Origin of the sequence: Dankookia sp. P2, assembly GCF_050632255.1 — a bacterium.
Taxonomy (GTDB): Bacteria; Pseudomonadota; Alphaproteobacteria; order Acetobacterales; family Acetobacteraceae; genus Paracraurococcus.
Window position 1 is genome coordinate 1,906,934 of the sequence record NZ_CP192581.1, and the last position, 13,867, is coordinate 1,920,800.

Annotated in this window: 11 protein-coding genes and 3 pseudogenes; 9 read left to right on the forward strand and 5 right to left on the reverse strand. The window is 70.3% G+C overall.

Annotated elements, in window-relative coordinates:
* Positions 1-118: 118 nt before the first annotated feature.
* Positions 119-933 (forward strand): annotated as a pseudogene (locus ACQ86J_RS11320) (Bug family tripartite tricarboxylate transporter substrate binding protein).
* A gap of 121 nt (positions 934-1,054) precedes the next feature.
* On the opposite strand, the gene ACQ86J_RS11325 reads toward ACQ86J_RS11320, so the two are convergent.
* The 3 genes and pseudogenes from ACQ86J_RS11325 to ACQ86J_RS11335 all read right to left on the reverse strand — a co-directional run.
* Positions 1,055-2,284, reverse strand: a complete 1,230-nt coding sequence (locus ACQ86J_RS11325; RefSeq protein ID WP_431271181.1) for an alpha/beta fold hydrolase — start codon at positions 2,282-2,284, stop codon at positions 1,055-1,057.
* Positions 2,285-2,463: 179 nt separating this feature from the next.
* Entirely contained in the window at positions 2,464-3,648 is a 1,185-nt protein-coding gene (gene rlmN / locus ACQ86J_RS11330; protein WP_431272375.1) for a 23S rRNA (adenine(2503)-C(2))-methyltransferase RlmN, read from the reverse strand.
* A gap of 93 nt (positions 3,649-3,741) precedes the next feature.
* Positions 3,742-4,152: pseudogene (locus ACQ86J_RS11335) on the reverse strand (invasion associated locus B family protein); the annotation flags it as partial.
* 77 nt (positions 4,153-4,229) lie between these two features.
* Here ACQ86J_RS11335 and ACQ86J_RS11340 point away from each other — a divergent pair.
* The 6 genes and pseudogenes from ACQ86J_RS11340 (at position 4,230) to ACQ86J_RS11365 (ending at position 9,615) form a co-directional block, all read left to right on the forward strand.
* Positions 4,230-5,475: pseudogene (locus ACQ86J_RS11340) on the forward strand (class I SAM-dependent methyltransferase).
* Positions 5,476-5,623: 148 nt separating this feature from the next.
* Entirely contained in the window at positions 5,624-6,136 is a 513-nt protein-coding gene (locus tag ACQ86J_RS11345) for a YdcF family protein (RefSeq protein WP_431271182.1), read from the forward strand.
* On the forward strand, positions 6,078-7,307 hold the full coding sequence (locus tag ACQ86J_RS11350; protein WP_431271183.1) for a four-carbon acid sugar kinase family protein: 1,230 nt from the start codon (positions 6,078-6,080) through the stop codon (positions 7,305-7,307). Before ACQ86J_RS11345 ends, ACQ86J_RS11350 begins: the two co-directional genes overlap by 59 nt.
* The gene (pdxA, locus tag ACQ86J_RS11355) at positions 7,304-8,329 is read left to right on the forward strand and encodes a 4-hydroxythreonine-4-phosphate dehydrogenase PdxA (protein ID WP_431271184.1); all 1,026 of its coding nucleotides are present in this window, start codon (positions 7,304-7,306) and stop codon (positions 8,327-8,329) included. The genes ACQ86J_RS11350 and pdxA overlap by 4 nt, the downstream gene beginning before the upstream one ends.
* A gap of 181 nt (positions 8,330-8,510) precedes the next feature.
* A complete protein-coding gene (locus tag ACQ86J_RS11360; protein WP_431271185.1) occupies positions 8,511-9,305 on the forward strand; it encodes an alpha/beta fold hydrolase in 795 nt (264 codons plus the stop codon).
* Positions 9,247-9,615 (forward strand): hypothetical protein, encoded by a 369-nt coding sequence (locus ACQ86J_RS11365; RefSeq protein WP_431271186.1) that lies wholly within the window; start codon positions 9,247-9,249, stop codon positions 9,613-9,615. Before ACQ86J_RS11360 ends, ACQ86J_RS11365 begins: the two co-directional genes overlap by 59 nt.
* A 109-nt stretch (positions 9,616-9,724) precedes the next feature.
* Here ACQ86J_RS11365 and ACQ86J_RS11370 read toward each other — a convergent pair whose 3' ends face one another.
* Positions 9,725-9,949 carry a hypothetical protein gene (locus ACQ86J_RS11370; protein WP_431271187.1) on the reverse strand — a complete coding sequence of 75 codons (225 nt, stop codon included), beginning with the start codon at positions 9,947-9,949 and terminating at the stop codon, positions 9,725-9,727.
* Between the two features lie 509 nt (positions 9,950-10,458).
* Here ACQ86J_RS11370 and ACQ86J_RS11375 point away from each other — a divergent pair.
* On the forward strand, positions 10,459-11,787 hold the full coding sequence (locus tag ACQ86J_RS11375) for an ATP-binding protein (RefSeq protein WP_431271188.1): 1,329 nt from the start codon (positions 10,459-10,461) through the stop codon (positions 11,785-11,787).
* Between the two features lie 1,522 nt (positions 11,788-13,309).
* Positions 13,310-13,585: a hypothetical protein gene (locus tag ACQ86J_RS11380; protein WP_431271189.1), complete on the forward strand. Its 276-nt coding sequence runs from the start codon at positions 13,310-13,312 to the stop codon at positions 13,583-13,585.
* On the opposite strand, the gene ACQ86J_RS11385 is transcribed toward ACQ86J_RS11380, so the two are convergent.
* Entirely contained in the window at positions 13,549-13,866 is a 318-nt protein-coding gene (locus tag ACQ86J_RS11385) for a hypothetical protein (protein ID WP_431271190.1), read from the reverse strand. The genes ACQ86J_RS11380 and ACQ86J_RS11385 overlap by 37 nt on opposite strands.
* Position 13,867: the final 1 nt, after the last annotated feature.

The following is a 13,867-nucleotide window of genomic DNA, read 5'->3' on the forward strand; positions in this document are numbered from 1 at the left end:
CGCCGTGCTCGCCGCCCCCGTCCTTGCCCGGGCGCAGGAGGCACGGCCGATCCGCCTGGTCATCGCCTTCCCCGCCGGCGGGCCGACCGACGTCATCGGCCGTCTGGTGGGCGAGAAAATGGGCCGCGCCCTCAACCAGGTCGTGGTGATCGAGAACCGAGGCGGCGCCAATGGCAACATCGCCGCCGAGGTCGTGGCTAAAGCCGACGCCGATGGCAGCGTGCTGCTCTACAACACCTCCTCCATCGCCATCAGCCAAGCGCTCTACCGCAGGCTCGCCTACGACCTGCGGCAGGATTTGGCGCCGGTGGCGCTCACCGCTTCCGCGCCGTCGCTGCTGGTGGTGAATCCCCGCCTGCCGGTGCGGAACCCGGCCGAATTCGCTGCCTGGGCGCGGGCGATTCGGGCAGGATCAGCTACGGCTCGGGCGGGGTCGGCAACATCTCCCACCTGCAGGCTTTCATGGTGATGCGGCATCTGGGGGTGGAGGCGGTGCACGTGCCCTATCGTGGCACTGCGGCGGCGCTGACCGACACCGCCTCGGGCAATGTCCAGTTCATGTCGGACGCCTTCAACACCGCGCTGCCCCTCGCGCGGGACGGGCTGGTGCGGCCGATCGCGGTTTCCACCCTGAAGCGCGCGGCGCAACTGCCGGATGTCCCGACCATGGCCGAGGCCGGGCTGATGCCGCCGGGCAGCGACACGGGGATCTGGCAGGGCATCCTGGCGCCGGCGAAGACCCCGCCGGCGACGATCGCCCGGCTGAACGCGGCGGTGAACGCGGCGCTGCGGGACGAGGAGGTGACGGCGCGGCTGGCCGGAATGGGCGCCTGGGCCACGGGCGGCTCGGCCGAGGAGTATGCGCAGTTCCTGGCCAAGGAGATCGAGGTCTGGGCGCGGGTGGTGCGGGAGAGCGGCGCGACGGCGGAGTAAGGCCGGGGAGGAAGTATCCTCCCTGGACCCTCCTCTATTTCTCCGAGTCGGCACCCGACTCACGAAAGGGAAGGGTGGGGCTTGGGGAGGGAATACCTTTTCCCCTCCCCAACCTTGCTGTCTACTTCCCCGCCTTCGGCAGGCTGCCGCAATCGCTGGCCGCCGCCTCGCCAGCGAAGCGCGCCTCGATCCAGGCATGCGCCGCCGCCTCGCCGGCGACCATCGAGCCGTTGTGGTCGGCCCCCGGCTCCGGCCGGTAGGCCAGCCGCGTCCCCTTGCCGCAGAGCTGATGGGTGAGGCGATCCGTCGCCTCCGGCATCACCGTCACATCCGCGGTGCCCTGGACGATCAGCACCGGCGCCGGCAGGCGCAGCGCGCCCGGCTCGTTCGCCGCCGCCGCGCGGGCCAGCGCGGTGTCGTCGGCATCCGGCAGGAACTGGTCGCGGGCGATGGCGCCGGCCCAGTAGCCGGTGGTCAGCGCATGCGTCATGCAGCCCTGCTGCAGGTCCGGCAGGTGCACGAGGGCCGGCGGCGTGAGCAGCCGCTGCAGGTCGATGTCGCGATACGTCCCGGCGAAGGACTGCAGCGCATAGAGCACGTAGGGCATCGAAAGCTGCACGTCCGGCGCCTGCCGCACCATGGCCAGCCGGTCCATGATCTGCGAGCCCGGGGCGAAGGCCAGCGTGCCGACCTGGGTCAGTTCCGGCACCACCTCCGGCCCCAGCGCCCCGGCGAAGAGCGCCACCTGGCCGCCCTGCGAATGCCCCATCACCGCATAGCGGCTGCCGATCGCGGGCTCGATCCGCCGCGCCGCGCGCAGCATGTCGAGCGTGTTGCGCCCGGTCGGCCCGCCCTGCAGGAAGGGATGCGGCCCGGGCGTGCCGAGGCCGATATAGTCGCTCGCCACCACCGCATAGCCGCGGCGGACGAACCTATCCAGCAGCCGCCGCAGGGCGGCGGAGGTAGGGATGCTCCGGCCCTCTGGCGTGTCGAGCGAGGGGGCGCAGGCGCTGGCGAGGCCGGTGGTGCCATGCGCCCAGGTAATGACCGGCCAGCCGCCGGCCGGCGGGGTGCCGGGCGGGATCGCCACGGTGCCGGAGACGGCGGCGGCTTTGCCCTCGGCATCGGTCGAGCGGTAGAGCACCAGCAGGTTGGCCGCGGCGCTGGGCAGCGAGGCCTCGGCCGCCAGCGGCCGGGCCCAGATCACCGCGCCGCGCTCGCCGGGCGGCAGCGGGCTCGGCGCCTGGTAGAAGGCGGCGCCGGCGGGGCCGGGGCGCTCCGGCTCGGCGAGGGCGGGCGCCGCGCAGAGCGCGCCGAGCAGCAGGGCGTAGCGGAGGAATTTGGGCGGCATCGAGGTTTCCCTGGCGGGACCCCCAACCCAAAGTGGCGAAGGGTGGCCCGATGCTCGCCTTATAATCGGCGGTGGGGCGGCTGTCCTATGGCGGTTCGAGTCCCGGAACGGACGCCGCGCCGCTGCGGATCACGGCTTCCAGGGGACGCGTCCGGCGCGCGCGCCCCTCCGCGCTTCCCCTAGCCGGCCGACTTCCGCTCCCGCTCGCTTTCGGTCTTCAGCTGCCCGCAGGCGGCCAGGATGTCCCGCCCGCGCGGCCGGCGGATCGGGCTGGAATAGCCGGCATCGTTGAGGATGGCGGCGAAGCGGCCGGTCTGCTCGTAGGTGCTGGTCTGGTAGGGCGAGCCCGGCCAGGGGTTGAAGGGGATCAGGTTGATCTTCGCCGGCAGCCCGTGCAGCAGCCGCACCAGCTCGCGCGCCTCGGCTTCCGAATCGTTCACCCCGCGCAGCATGACGTATTCGAAGGTGATGCGCCTTGCGTTGCTGGCGCCGGGATAGCGGCGGCAGGCGTCCAGCAACTCCTTGATCGGGTACTTGCGGTTCAGCGGCACGATCTCGTTGCGCAGCTCGTCGGTCACGGCGTGCAGCGAAACCGCGAGGTTGACGCCGAGCTCCTCGCCGCAGCGGTCCATCATCGGCACGACGCCGCTGGTCGAGAGCGTGATGCGCCGGCGCGACAGGCCGATGCCCTCGCCATCCATGATGATGCGCAGCGCCTTGGCGGTGTTCTCGTAATTGTACAGCGGCTCGCCCATGCCCATCACGACGATGGTGGACAGCAGCCGCGGCTGGTCGTCCTTCGGGCTCGGCCATTCGCCGTAGCTGTCGCGGGCGGCCATGAACTGGCCGACGATCTCGGCGGCGCCGAGGTTACGGACCAGCTTCTGCGTCCCCGTGTGGCAGAAGCGGCAGGACAGGGTGCAGCCCACTTGCGTGCTGATGCAGACGGCGCCGCGGTCGGCGTGGCGGTCGGGGATGTAGACCGTCTCCACCTCCTGCCCGTCGCGCCAGCGGAACAGCCACTTGCGGGTTTCGTCGCTGCTGGTCTGCACCTCGGCCGCCTGCGGCCGGCCGATGACGAAGCGCTCCGCCAGCGCCTGCCGCATCGGTCCGGCGATCGAGGTCATCTGCGCGAAGTCGGTGACGCCCTGGTGGTAGATCCAGTGCCAGACCTGCTTGGCGCGGAAGGCCTTCTCGCCCATCGCCGCCATCTCGGCGGTCAGCTCCTCGCGCGAGAGGCCGACCAGCTCGCGCCGCCCGTCCGGCGTGGTGATCGGCGGTGGGTTGAAGAGCGCGGTCTTGGCCAGGATCCGGTCGCGCTCGGCCGCCGTCAGCTCGGCCACCGCGGGGGTCACGGCGTTCATCGCTTCGCCGCCCGCCGCCGGGCATTCCTTCGAGATCGCGTCATAGGCGGCGCCGAAGCCAGCCAGCGGGAATGTGTCGGTCGCCGTCCCCTTGCCGTTGGCGCCGGGCGCCTTCATCACCGCGTCGCGGCCGTTGCGGAAGGCGCGCACCGCCGCCGCCCCGTCCCGCGCCGCGGCGGTGGAGCCGGAGGTATAGAAGGGCAGCTCGGTGCCGCCGACGCTCACCGTCGCCTCGGCGTTGCGCGGGAAGGCATAGCCGGCCGAGATGGTCACCGTGTCCCGCGCCGTGTGGCGATGGGTGACGGTCAGCAGCACGCCTTGCCGGGCCGGCTCCGACTTGCTCGGCCGGGCGAAGGCGTAGCAGGTCTTCTGCCCGCCCTCGGCATAGGTGGCGGCGGTCCAGGACTGGAAATCGCCCAGCTTCTGCGGGCGCGGCTGCGCCTCCGCAACGATCGGGGCAAGCACGAAGGCGGCGAGCAGGGCGAGGCGGCTTTGCATGCGCATCCCCGCTAGATACGGGCGCGGGGGCCGCCAGCAACCAGTCTGGCGGGGGCGTCCGCCCCGCTTTATGCACCCCAGCCATGACCGATGCCGCCGACCGCCAGCTCGCCGCCCAGTACGAGGCCTTCCCCTATCCCCAGCGCGACCCGCGCGAGGAGTCCCGGAAGGCTGATCGTCGGCAGCCCGAGCCACCTGCGGGAGATCGACCACTGGATCTTCGGCGGCCGTCGCCCGGCCCCGACGCCGCTGCGGGCGCTGGTGGCCGGCGGCGGGACCGGCGACGGCACCATCATGCTGGCGCAGCAGATGGCCTGGGCCGGGCGGCCGGGCAGCGTCACCTGGCTCGACCGCAGCGGCGCGGCGAAGGGGATCGCGGAGGCGCGGGCGGCGGCGCGCAAGCTCGACAATATCTGCTTCGAGGAAGGCTCGCTGCTGGAGCTGGCAGGCTCCAGCCTCGGTCCCTTCGACTACATCGACTGCTGCGGCGTGCTGCACCACCTGCCGGACCCGCTGGCCGGGCTGAAGTCCCTGGCCTCGGTCCTGGCGCCGGGCGGCGGGATGGGGCTGATGGTCTATGCGCCGCATGGCCGCACCGGGGTCTACATGCTGCAGGACGCGCTGCGGCTGCTGGCCCCGGCCGAGGAAGCCCCGGCCGCCCGGGTCGATGCCGCCCGCCGGCTGTGGCGCCAGGTGCCGGAGACCGCTTGGCTGAAGCGCAACCCCTGGCTGACCGACCACATCTCGGGCGGCGATGCCGGGCTCTATGACCTGCTGCTGAACCCGCGCGACCAGGCCTACACCGTCCCGGCGCTGGATGCGCTGGTCCGCACCGCCGGGCTGCGGATCGCCTGCTGGGTGGAGCCGGTGCGCTACGACCCGGATGTGTACCTGCCCGACCCGAAGCTGCGGGCGCGGACCGCGGGGCTCGACCCGGTGCAGCGCGCGGCGCTGGCCGAGGCGATCACCGGCAACATGGGCATCCACATCGTCTATTGCGTCCGCGCCGATGCCGAGCTGCCGGCGCCGCCCTGGGAGGACCCCGAGGCCGTGCCGGTGCTGCGCGAGATGGACGGGCCGACTCTGGCGAAGGGCCTGCCGAAGGACGGCACCCTGCCCGTCACCTTCGACGGCCTCCGGGTGAGCCTGCCGCTGCCGCGCCTGGCCAATGCGATCCTGCAGCGGGTGGACGGCAAGCGCAGCTTCGGCGCCATCGCCGACGAGCTGGCGGCGAACGGCGTGTCGCGCGAGCAATTCTGGCGCGAGCTGCCGGCGCTGCGGCGGTCGATGGAGGCGATGAACCGGCTGCTGATCGCGGCCCCGGCATGAGCCGCCGGAAGGCCGGGGAGAACGCATTCTCCCCGGACCCCTCATCTGTTTCTGTGGGTCTGGCACCCGCCGCGTGGCGGCAGCCGATCCACAAAAAGCAAAGGAGGGGCTTGGGGAGGAAATGCCGTTTCCTTCCTGGCCACGTCGCATGACCCCCATCATCATCTTCGGCGCCGCGGTCCGGCCCGACGGCAGCCCGAGCCCGGCGCTGCGCCGCCGGGTGGAGGCCGCGCTGCGCCTCGGCGCCGGCCGGGCGGATGCGCTCTACATCCCGACCGGCGCCAAGGGGCGGTTCGGGGAGGCCGAGTGCGTGGTCATGGCGGCGCAGCTTCGCACGGCCGGCGTGCCGGCTGCGGCGATCCTCGAGGAGCCGACCGGGACCGACACCTTCTCCTCCGTCCTCGCCTGCCGGGCGCTGCTGCGCGGCATTGGCCATGCCGGCCCGGTCTTCGCCGCGACCAGCCGGTACCACCTGCCGCGCTGCCTGCTACTGCTGCGCCTGGCCGGGGTGCCGGCCCGGCCGGTGCCGATCGGCGCCTCGGGCAATGTCGGCCTGGCCCAGCGCTGGTACTGGCGGCTGCGGGAGGTGCCGGCGATCCCCTATGACGCGGCGCTGGTGCTGTGGGACAGGGTGCGGGGCCGGTCGGCCGGCGCGGCTTGACACTGCCGGCGGAGGGCGGCATCGCCCGGGCGACGCCCCCGAGGATCCGGATGCAGCCGCACGGCTTCGGCCCCCACGCCTCCGCCTGCTGGCCGACGACCTGACCGGGGCGCTGGACAGCGCCGCCGAGCTGGCCGGGCTCTGCGGCCCGCTGCCGGTGGCCTGGCAGGGCGCGGTCGCGCCCGAGGGCAGCCTGGCGCTCGACAGCGGGACGCGGGAGGCCGGGCGCGACGAGGCCGTCGCCCGGGTCGCCGCACTGGCCCCGGCCCTGGCCGGCGCCGACATCGCCTACAAGAAGCTCGACAGCCTCTGGCGCGGCCAGCCCGCCGCGGAACTGGCCGCCTGCCTCGCCACCGGCGCCTGGGCGCATTGCGTGCTGGCCCCGGCCTTTCCCGCGCAGCGCCGCATCACCCGCGGCGGCCGGGTCCTGGTCGGCCGGCCGGATGGCGGCTGGGACCCGGCGCCGGTCGAGCCAGGGGCGGCGCTTGCGGCCGAGGGGCTGGCGGTGCGGCCCGGCCGGATCGACGCGCCCCTGCCGCCGGGCATCAGCCTGTTCGACGCGGAAGCCGAGGATGATCTGGCCCGCATCGTCGCGCTCGGCCGCGCCGCGCCGGGGCCGGTGCTGTGGTGCGGCAGCGGCGGGCTGGCCCGGGCATTGGCCGGGGATGCGGTGCTGGCGCCCGGGACGCGGCTGGAGCGGCCGGTGCTCGGCCTGTTCGGCTCCGACCATGTGGTGACCGCCCGGCAGCTTACCGCCTGCGGCGCCGCCTGGCTGCGGCTGCCGGAGGAGGCTGGCGCGGTGCCGGTCGCCCGCCGGCTGGCGGCGGCCGGGCTGGCGCTGGTCAGCCTCGCCCTGCCGCCCGGCCTGGATCGCGCCGCGGCGGCGCGGCGCATCGCCGCGGGCTTCACCGCCCTCGCCGCGTCTCTGCCCCTCCCCGGCACGCTGATCGTCGCCGGCGGGGAGACGCTGCGCGCGCTCTGCAACGGGCTCGGCGCGGAGGGCCTGCTGGCGACGGGGCTGGTGACGCCCGGCGTGCCGCGGTCGCGGCTGCGGGGCGGCGCCTGGGACGGCGTCACGGTCATCTCCAAATCCGGCGCCTTCGGCCCGGATGCGCTCTGGCGCGACCTTCTCGCCGGCAACGGCCATTCCTTCGGGAGCATCGACGCATGACGGCGCGGCATCTGGCCATCACCATGGGCGACCCGGCCGGGATCGGCCCGGAGATCATCGTCAAGGGCTGCCGGGCCCTGGCGCCGCGCCTGGCCGACGGCAGCTTGCAGCTGCTGGTCATCGGCCATGGCAGCGCACTCGAGCGCGCCCGCGCCGCCTTCGCGCCGGAGCTATCGTTCCCCGCCGTCACGGCCGAGGCCGACTGGCCCGCCCTCGCCTTCCTGCAGGCGGGCGAGGAGACCTCGCCGATCGAGCCTGGCGTGCTCTCCCCCGAGGCCGGGCGCTTCGCCTACCTGGCGATCGAGCGGGGCGTCCGCCTGGCCCAGGCCGGAAGGGTCGGCGGCCTCGTGACCGCGCCGCTGAACAAGGAGGCGCTGAACAAGGCCGGCCACCACTATGCCGGTCATACCGAGATGCTGGCCGAGCTCACCGGGGTGAAGGGCAGCGTGATGCTGCTGGCGCATGGCAACATGCGGGTCAGCCACGTCACCACCCATTGCGCGCTGGAGGACGTGCCGAAGCGCGTCACCCCCGCCCGCATCCGCCTGGTGCTGGACCTGACGCATAGGGCGCTGCGCGACCTCGGCATCGCGCAGCCCCACATAGCCGTCGCCGCGCTGAACCCGCATGCCGGCGAAGGCGGGCTGTTCGGCCGGCAGGATATCGAGGTGGTGGAGCCGACCATCGCCGCGGCCAATGCGGACGGCATGCGCGTCACCGGCCCGGTGCCGGGGGACACCGTCTTCGTGAAGCTGCGCGCCGGGCAATTCGACGCGGTCGTGGCGATGTACCACGACCAGGGGCATATCCCGGTGAAGCTGCTGGGCTTCCATGTCGACCCGGCGACGGGCAAGTGGGATGCGCTGTCCGGGGTGAACATCACGCTCGGCCTGCCGGTGATCCGCACCAGCGTCGACCACGGCACCGCCTTCGACATAGCCGGGCGCGGCATCGCCAGCGAGCGGAGCCTGGTCGAGGCGATCGAGTATGCGGAGCAGCTGGCGACGCATCGCGGCCAGTAAGGCCGGGGAGAAGGTATTCTCCCCGGCCCCCTCATCTATTTTCCCTGAGTCCGGCACTCGCCGCGCGGTGGCAGCCGACCCGCAAAAAGGAAGGGAGGGGCTTGGGGAGGGAATACTTTTCACTCCCCAGCCTTTCCTGCGAGCCCTAGCCTGGGGCGAAACAACCGAGGGGGAACCGCCGATGATCCGCAGGACATTCGCGCTGGCCGCGCTCGGCCTGGTGCTGCTGCTGCACAAGGCCGCGGCGCATACGCCGAGCCAGCCGCCGCACCAGATGTACAAGACGGGCGACTTCAGGCTCGAGAGCGGCGAGGTGATCCGCGACTTCGGCATCTCCTACGTCACCCACGGCACGCTGAACGCGGCGAAGTCCAACGCCATCCTCATGGTCACGGCGGTCGGCGGCAACCACCACAGGATCGACTTCCTGATCGGCCCGGGCAAGGCGCTGGATACCGACCGCTACTTCATCGTCGCCACGGATGCGATCGGCAATGGGCTGACCACCTCGCCGTCCAACAGCACGGCCCAGCCGCGCATGCAGTTCCCGCGCTATGCCATCCGCGACATGGTGGAGTCGCAGCGCCGGCTTCTGGTCGACCATCTCGGCATCAACCATGTCGCCGCGGTGGTCGGCCCGTCCATGGGCGGGATGCAGGTGCTGCAATGGGGCGTCAGCCAGCCCGGCTTCATGGATGCGCTGGTCGCCATGGTGCCGCTGGCGCGCACGCCGGCCTGGACAGTGGCGGTGCTGGAGGCGAGCCGGAAGGCGATCATGCTCGATCCGGCCTGGCAGGGCGGCAATTACACCACGCCGCCCCTGGCCGGCATCCGGCTGTGGCGCGACATCCTCTCCTTCCTCGCGGCGCGGACGCCCGAGATGTACGGCGCGCAATCTCGCCGCCGACCCGCTGGCGGTGCTGCCCTGGCTGAAGGCGCAGGAGGACGCGCAGGCGACGATCTTCGACGCCAATGACTGGCTGTACCAGACCTGGGCCTACGAGAAACACGATGTCGGCGCGACGCCTGGCATGGGCGGCGACATGGCGAAGGCCCTCGGCGCGATCCGGGCGCGGACGCTGATCCTGACCGGCACCAAGGACCTGCTGAACCCGGAATACGAACCGGCCGAGGCTGCGAAGCACATCGCTGGCGCGGAATTAGTGACCATCCGCCCGGGCAGCGTGACGGGCCATGCCTCAGCCGGCGGCGTCTTCCCGGCCGATATCGAATTCCTCAACCGCGAGATCGGCCGCTTCCTCGGCGTGGCGAGCGGGGGAAAGTAGACGCCGGTAAGTGGATCCCGATCAGGTGGGATCACCTGATCGGATGAAGACGCTCGCTGGGTCAAGACGCCAGAGCGGTTGCCGTGAGCCATGGCGAATGCAGGTCGCGCTAGACGCCGGCGCCGCTCACCTGCCGCTTCTCGACCCGGTAGCTGGGACAGCATGTCGAGAGCAGCAGAGCCTCGATCTCCGCATCCTCGGCATCGAACCACTGAGCTTTCCAGCAATCATTGGTCCAGATGGTCTCGCACATCGCGCCGTCGTCCTTGTAGCCGACGAAGTAGCGCGGCTGCGTCGGCTGTATGTTCACTGCGACCAGGAGGTGCTTGGGCATCGCCGTCCACCCGTGTTGCGACACGCCTTATGAACCACATACGGCAATGTTCCGCCGGCAAAGAAATCGTGTGGCGGGCCGGTATCGCGAGGCTGTTTGCAGTGAGCCGCCCAGAGGGGGGAAAAGCCGGCGTCCGCGTCACCGGCAAGACTGGCGCGGCGAGTACAATCGCAAATGCGAGGTGGCCAGCAATCGCAGTGATATGGCAAATGTGCGGGGGCCACCCGCCGCGCGGCCATGGCCTACATCAAGCGGGGCAGGCTCACCCTGCTGCAGGCTGCCGCGCACAGCCACGACGTCCATCTGTCCTTAATTGCCGGTTGCCGACCACCAAACCATGAAGGAGGCTAGCCCCTTCCGCGGCGATTGGCACATGGACTCTCAACCTATGTGAGATTTTTTGGCTCACCAATTCGACTCAGAGTTTCAACTGCACGCGCTACCGACCGACCTCGTTCGCAGAACCCGGCTGTGCTAAGATGTTGTGCGATAAAGGGAACACGGGCTTCGTGCGCCTGCTCCAACAGCTAATCCACTCCCGCATTCGAATGCCGCTCGCGCAGACCGTGCAACCGATCCCTGACGGAACATTCCAGAAAGCCGGAACAGATCAGGACAGGAAGCCGCGAGAAGCACGCCAGCGCTTGGCAAACGCCTTCACACCCGCGCGACCGCTGGCGCATTGCCAGAAAGGCGTGTCGCGGGACTTGAGCACTCGAAGCCAAGCCTCGCTCGATGAGAGTGAAGTCGGTCGCGAGCGCATAGCGCGCGCGCTCATTGAAGACCGCTCGCATATCGTCGTCTTCGGCGAGCGTGGCCGTGGCAAGACATGCCTCGCCAATCTTGTCGCCACCCAGGTAGAAGCGGCCGAATTCTTCGTCGTGCGCCATGTCTGCTCCGGGAACAGCAACTTCGATGAGATCATGCGTGGGCTCTTGCATGAGATGGCAGATGGGCTCGCCCGCCGAGCTTCCGCGGACTTCAACAAGCTGCTGGACATTCTGGGCCTGGCGCCATCGGGTAGCCTGCAGCCGAGTGACGTCTTGGCCATTTTTGATAACTTGCATGATCATCGAATACTCATGCTGGTTGATGAATCTGACCGGGTCGAGGACGAGGCCACGCGCACTGCTGTTGCCGATACGATAAAGCAGCTGTCCGATCGGGACCTGCCGATCCTCTTCATGATCGTCGGCGCCTCGGACAACCCGGATGCCTTGCTCGGCCGCAACCCTTCCATCCAGCGCTGCGTCATGCGGATGGGGTTGCCTTTGCTTACGCAGGCGCAAGTTGAGCATCTCGTTGCGTGCGGCGCCGCACAAGCAGGGCTGGAATTCACCGCCTCCGCCCGGACCTGCATAGCGGAGTTGGCGCGAGGCCTACCCTATATGGCGCAGCTACTTCTCTCCGCGCAGGACAGGCGGCTCTCGACAATGGCCGCACGTCGATCCTGGGCGGCGACCTGCTTGCGGCGATCGAGGCCGCGGCGATCGAAGCAAGCCCAAGCATCCTGGTGCTCTATGACCTGGCGACTCAGGCGGAACGCGACGCCGCTGCGCTCGCCGTCCTACGTGCTGCGTCAGCGGGCCCGCATGACGCGCTGGGGTGTTTCAAGGCGGTACCGGATGGTCCTGCTATTCGGGTCGCGGGAGTTCGGGTCGACCCTGCAGCGTGGCTTCGCGTGCTGGAGTTGGGCGTGGTCGAGGCGGTCCGCGGTGACGATCCCGAGCTTCTTCGCCTTCACCGAGGCATTGCTGCCGCAATCTGTGTTGCTGCGGACAGTGCTCTCACGCCAAGCCGCCGCCGAACCGGCAATGACGGAGGTCACCGAGGTGTGACACCGAATCGGCCTGCTTCGCGTGAATGGCGTCCTCGCGATTGTGCAGGGCAGATGTGTGCATGCTTCATCGACTCGGAAGCTCGGTCGCTTGCAGTGGCGGGTTGCGCATCGTTAGCGTGATGCGCGGGAATGGCTCCCTCTGCTTTGGCTGAGCCCGTTCAGGGGCAAGACGGAATGATGCTTTCGCAACACCACGATATTGCCTCCGCCTGGCAATTCTCCCAGGACACTGCGGCATTGCGACATGCGGTGGCGACGCTTGGCCCTGATTGGCAGTTGTTGCGCCCAGCAGCGTCATCGCGCAGCACGTCGGCTGCAGGCGGATCGAGCATGCCCGCCGTTCTGGCTAATCCCTCGCTCGGGCTCATCCTTCTCGACATCGCACCGCGGATCAGCCCCGCCGCGGTCGAGCAATTTCGCCGCACGCTCGAGAGCTCAGGATTCCCCGAGCGGTGCCCAGGCCACCTGCCGGTGCTGCACCGCGTCCTGCCGCGCGAGCACCTTGCCAGGCTCCCAGACATCATCGATTTCGCCCTGGCCTGGGAAGCACCGCTTACGATCCATCCTGACATCGCCTGGGTCCCCGTAGTTCGCGAGGCGCTGACAGGCATCCCCGGCGGGGAAGCCGGTTTGGTCAACCGAGCCGTCAGCAGGAAAACGTTGCCGGAAGTTGCGTCGGCGCTTGGCGAGCCCGCTGCGGCTGCGCCACCGCTACCCTCAGCCCTGCTACTCGTGACCTGCGGACTGCTCATCGCCATCGGCGGCGGCACGGCCGCGATGTGGCGACTTCTGCCCATCGAGCCGGGTACGTCACACCGCGCCTTGACGGCTGGCGAAGATTTCCGCCCAACCTTGCCGGCCGCGACAGGCGAGGATGCATGGAGATTGCCGGAACGGTCGGCGACGGGGCCGCGCTTCGACCGGGCGGATGGCGCAAGGGCGCCGGAGATGCCGGGACTTTCCGACAGCCAGTCGGCCGAAGCGGCTGCGTCTCACCCGAGCGATCAGGCCACTGACAGGATCGACCTTTCGGGCAGTGCCGGACGCAACGACACAATTGCCATGCCGGCCAACCCCGACCCTGGACCGCCGGCATCCCCCGGCACCGACGCTGTCGAACCCAGGATCGCCGTGGTCGAGCCCGAGCAGGCCGCCGGAAATGGCGGCGAGCCGTCTGCGGCCACAATGCCTCTCCCCGAGGCTGCGGTCATGGCGACGGCCCCCGAAGCCGCGACCACTCCGGATGGCTTAGCCGGCGAGGAGCGCCCACCCGTGCCGGTCAGCTCGGCATCAGGCGCCGCGCCCAGCCTGGCTGATGGGCCAGGTATCGCACCGGACGAGACGGCATCGGCTGGTCCGCATCCCTTGCCGAACCAAGCCTCGCCGCAGGTCGCCCCGGACCAGCGCCCCGACGTGACCCTTCGGCCATGGCCGCGTCGCCAACTGAGGGCGAGGCTGCGGAACCCGCGGCCGGCGCAGTCGCTGCAGCAGCCCCTGTCCTGCCACGGCCGTCAGACGCCTTGCTGTCCAACCTGCTGCGACGCGGCGACAGCCTGCTGGCTTTGGGCGATGTCTCGGCTGCCAGGCTCTTCTATGACCGCGCCGCGGCAAACGGCAGCGGCAAGGCCGCGACGGCGCTTGGGAAAACCTATGACCCGGCGGTACTCGCCCGTCTCGGCATCCCGAGCGTGTCCGGCGATCCCACACTCGCCATTCGGTGGTACCGCACGGCGCTGAAGCTTGGCGATGCGGAGGCGGGTCAGTTGCTGGACAAGGCTGGAAACCTACGTCCTTGATCCTGGGTTCGACCTTGCTGCTCGCGGCTGCAGCGGTTCGCTTCAGCCGCGCAGCTGGCAAGGCATTTGTCGCGATTTGGATCGACAGTGAAGTATCGTGCGTTGCATTCGGCGACGCAGGATTGCCGTTTCGTCTCACAGGTGGTTTGAGCCGTCGCGGGGGTGAGCACCGTCAGGGCCAGCGCAATCATCGCGCCAGCAGCAAACCCTGCGGTGATCGTGACGTGCCGCATCAGCGAAGGCCGCTCGGCCATCAGTCTGTCTGCACTGCTGCTCGGCATC

Bases quoted from the DNA above. Each gene is read 5' to 3' on its own strand.
- ACQ86J_RS11325 (WP_431271181.1), bottom strand. From the start codon at position 2,284: ATGCCGCCCAAATTCCTCCGCTACGCCCTGCTGCTCGGCGCGCTCTGC.
- rlmN (WP_431272375.1), bottom strand. From the start codon at position 3,648: ATGAACGCCGTGACCCCCGCGGTGGCCGAGCTGACGGCGGCCGAGCGC.
- ACQ86J_RS11345 (WP_431271182.1), top strand. From the start codon at position 5,624: ATGACCCCCATCATCATCTTCGGCGCCGCGGTCCGGCCCGACGGCAGC.
- ACQ86J_RS11350 (WP_431271183.1), top strand. From the start codon at position 6,078: ATGACGCGGCGCTGGTGCTGTGGGACAGGGTGCGGGGCCGGTCGGCCG.
- pdxA (WP_431271184.1), top strand. From the start codon at position 7,304: ATGACGGCGCGGCATCTGGCCATCACCATGGGCGACCCGGCCGGGATC.
- ACQ86J_RS11360 (WP_431271185.1), top strand. From the start codon at position 8,511: ATGATCCGCAGGACATTCGCGCTGGCCGCGCTCGGCCTGGTGCTGCTG.
- ACQ86J_RS11370 (WP_431271187.1), bottom strand. From the start codon at position 9,949: ATGCCCAAGCACCTCCTGGTCGCAGTGAACATACAGCCGACGCAGCCG.
- ACQ86J_RS11385 (WP_431271190.1), bottom strand. From the start codon at position 13,866: ATGCCGAGCAGCAGTGCAGACAGACTGATGGCCGAGCGGCCTTCGCTG.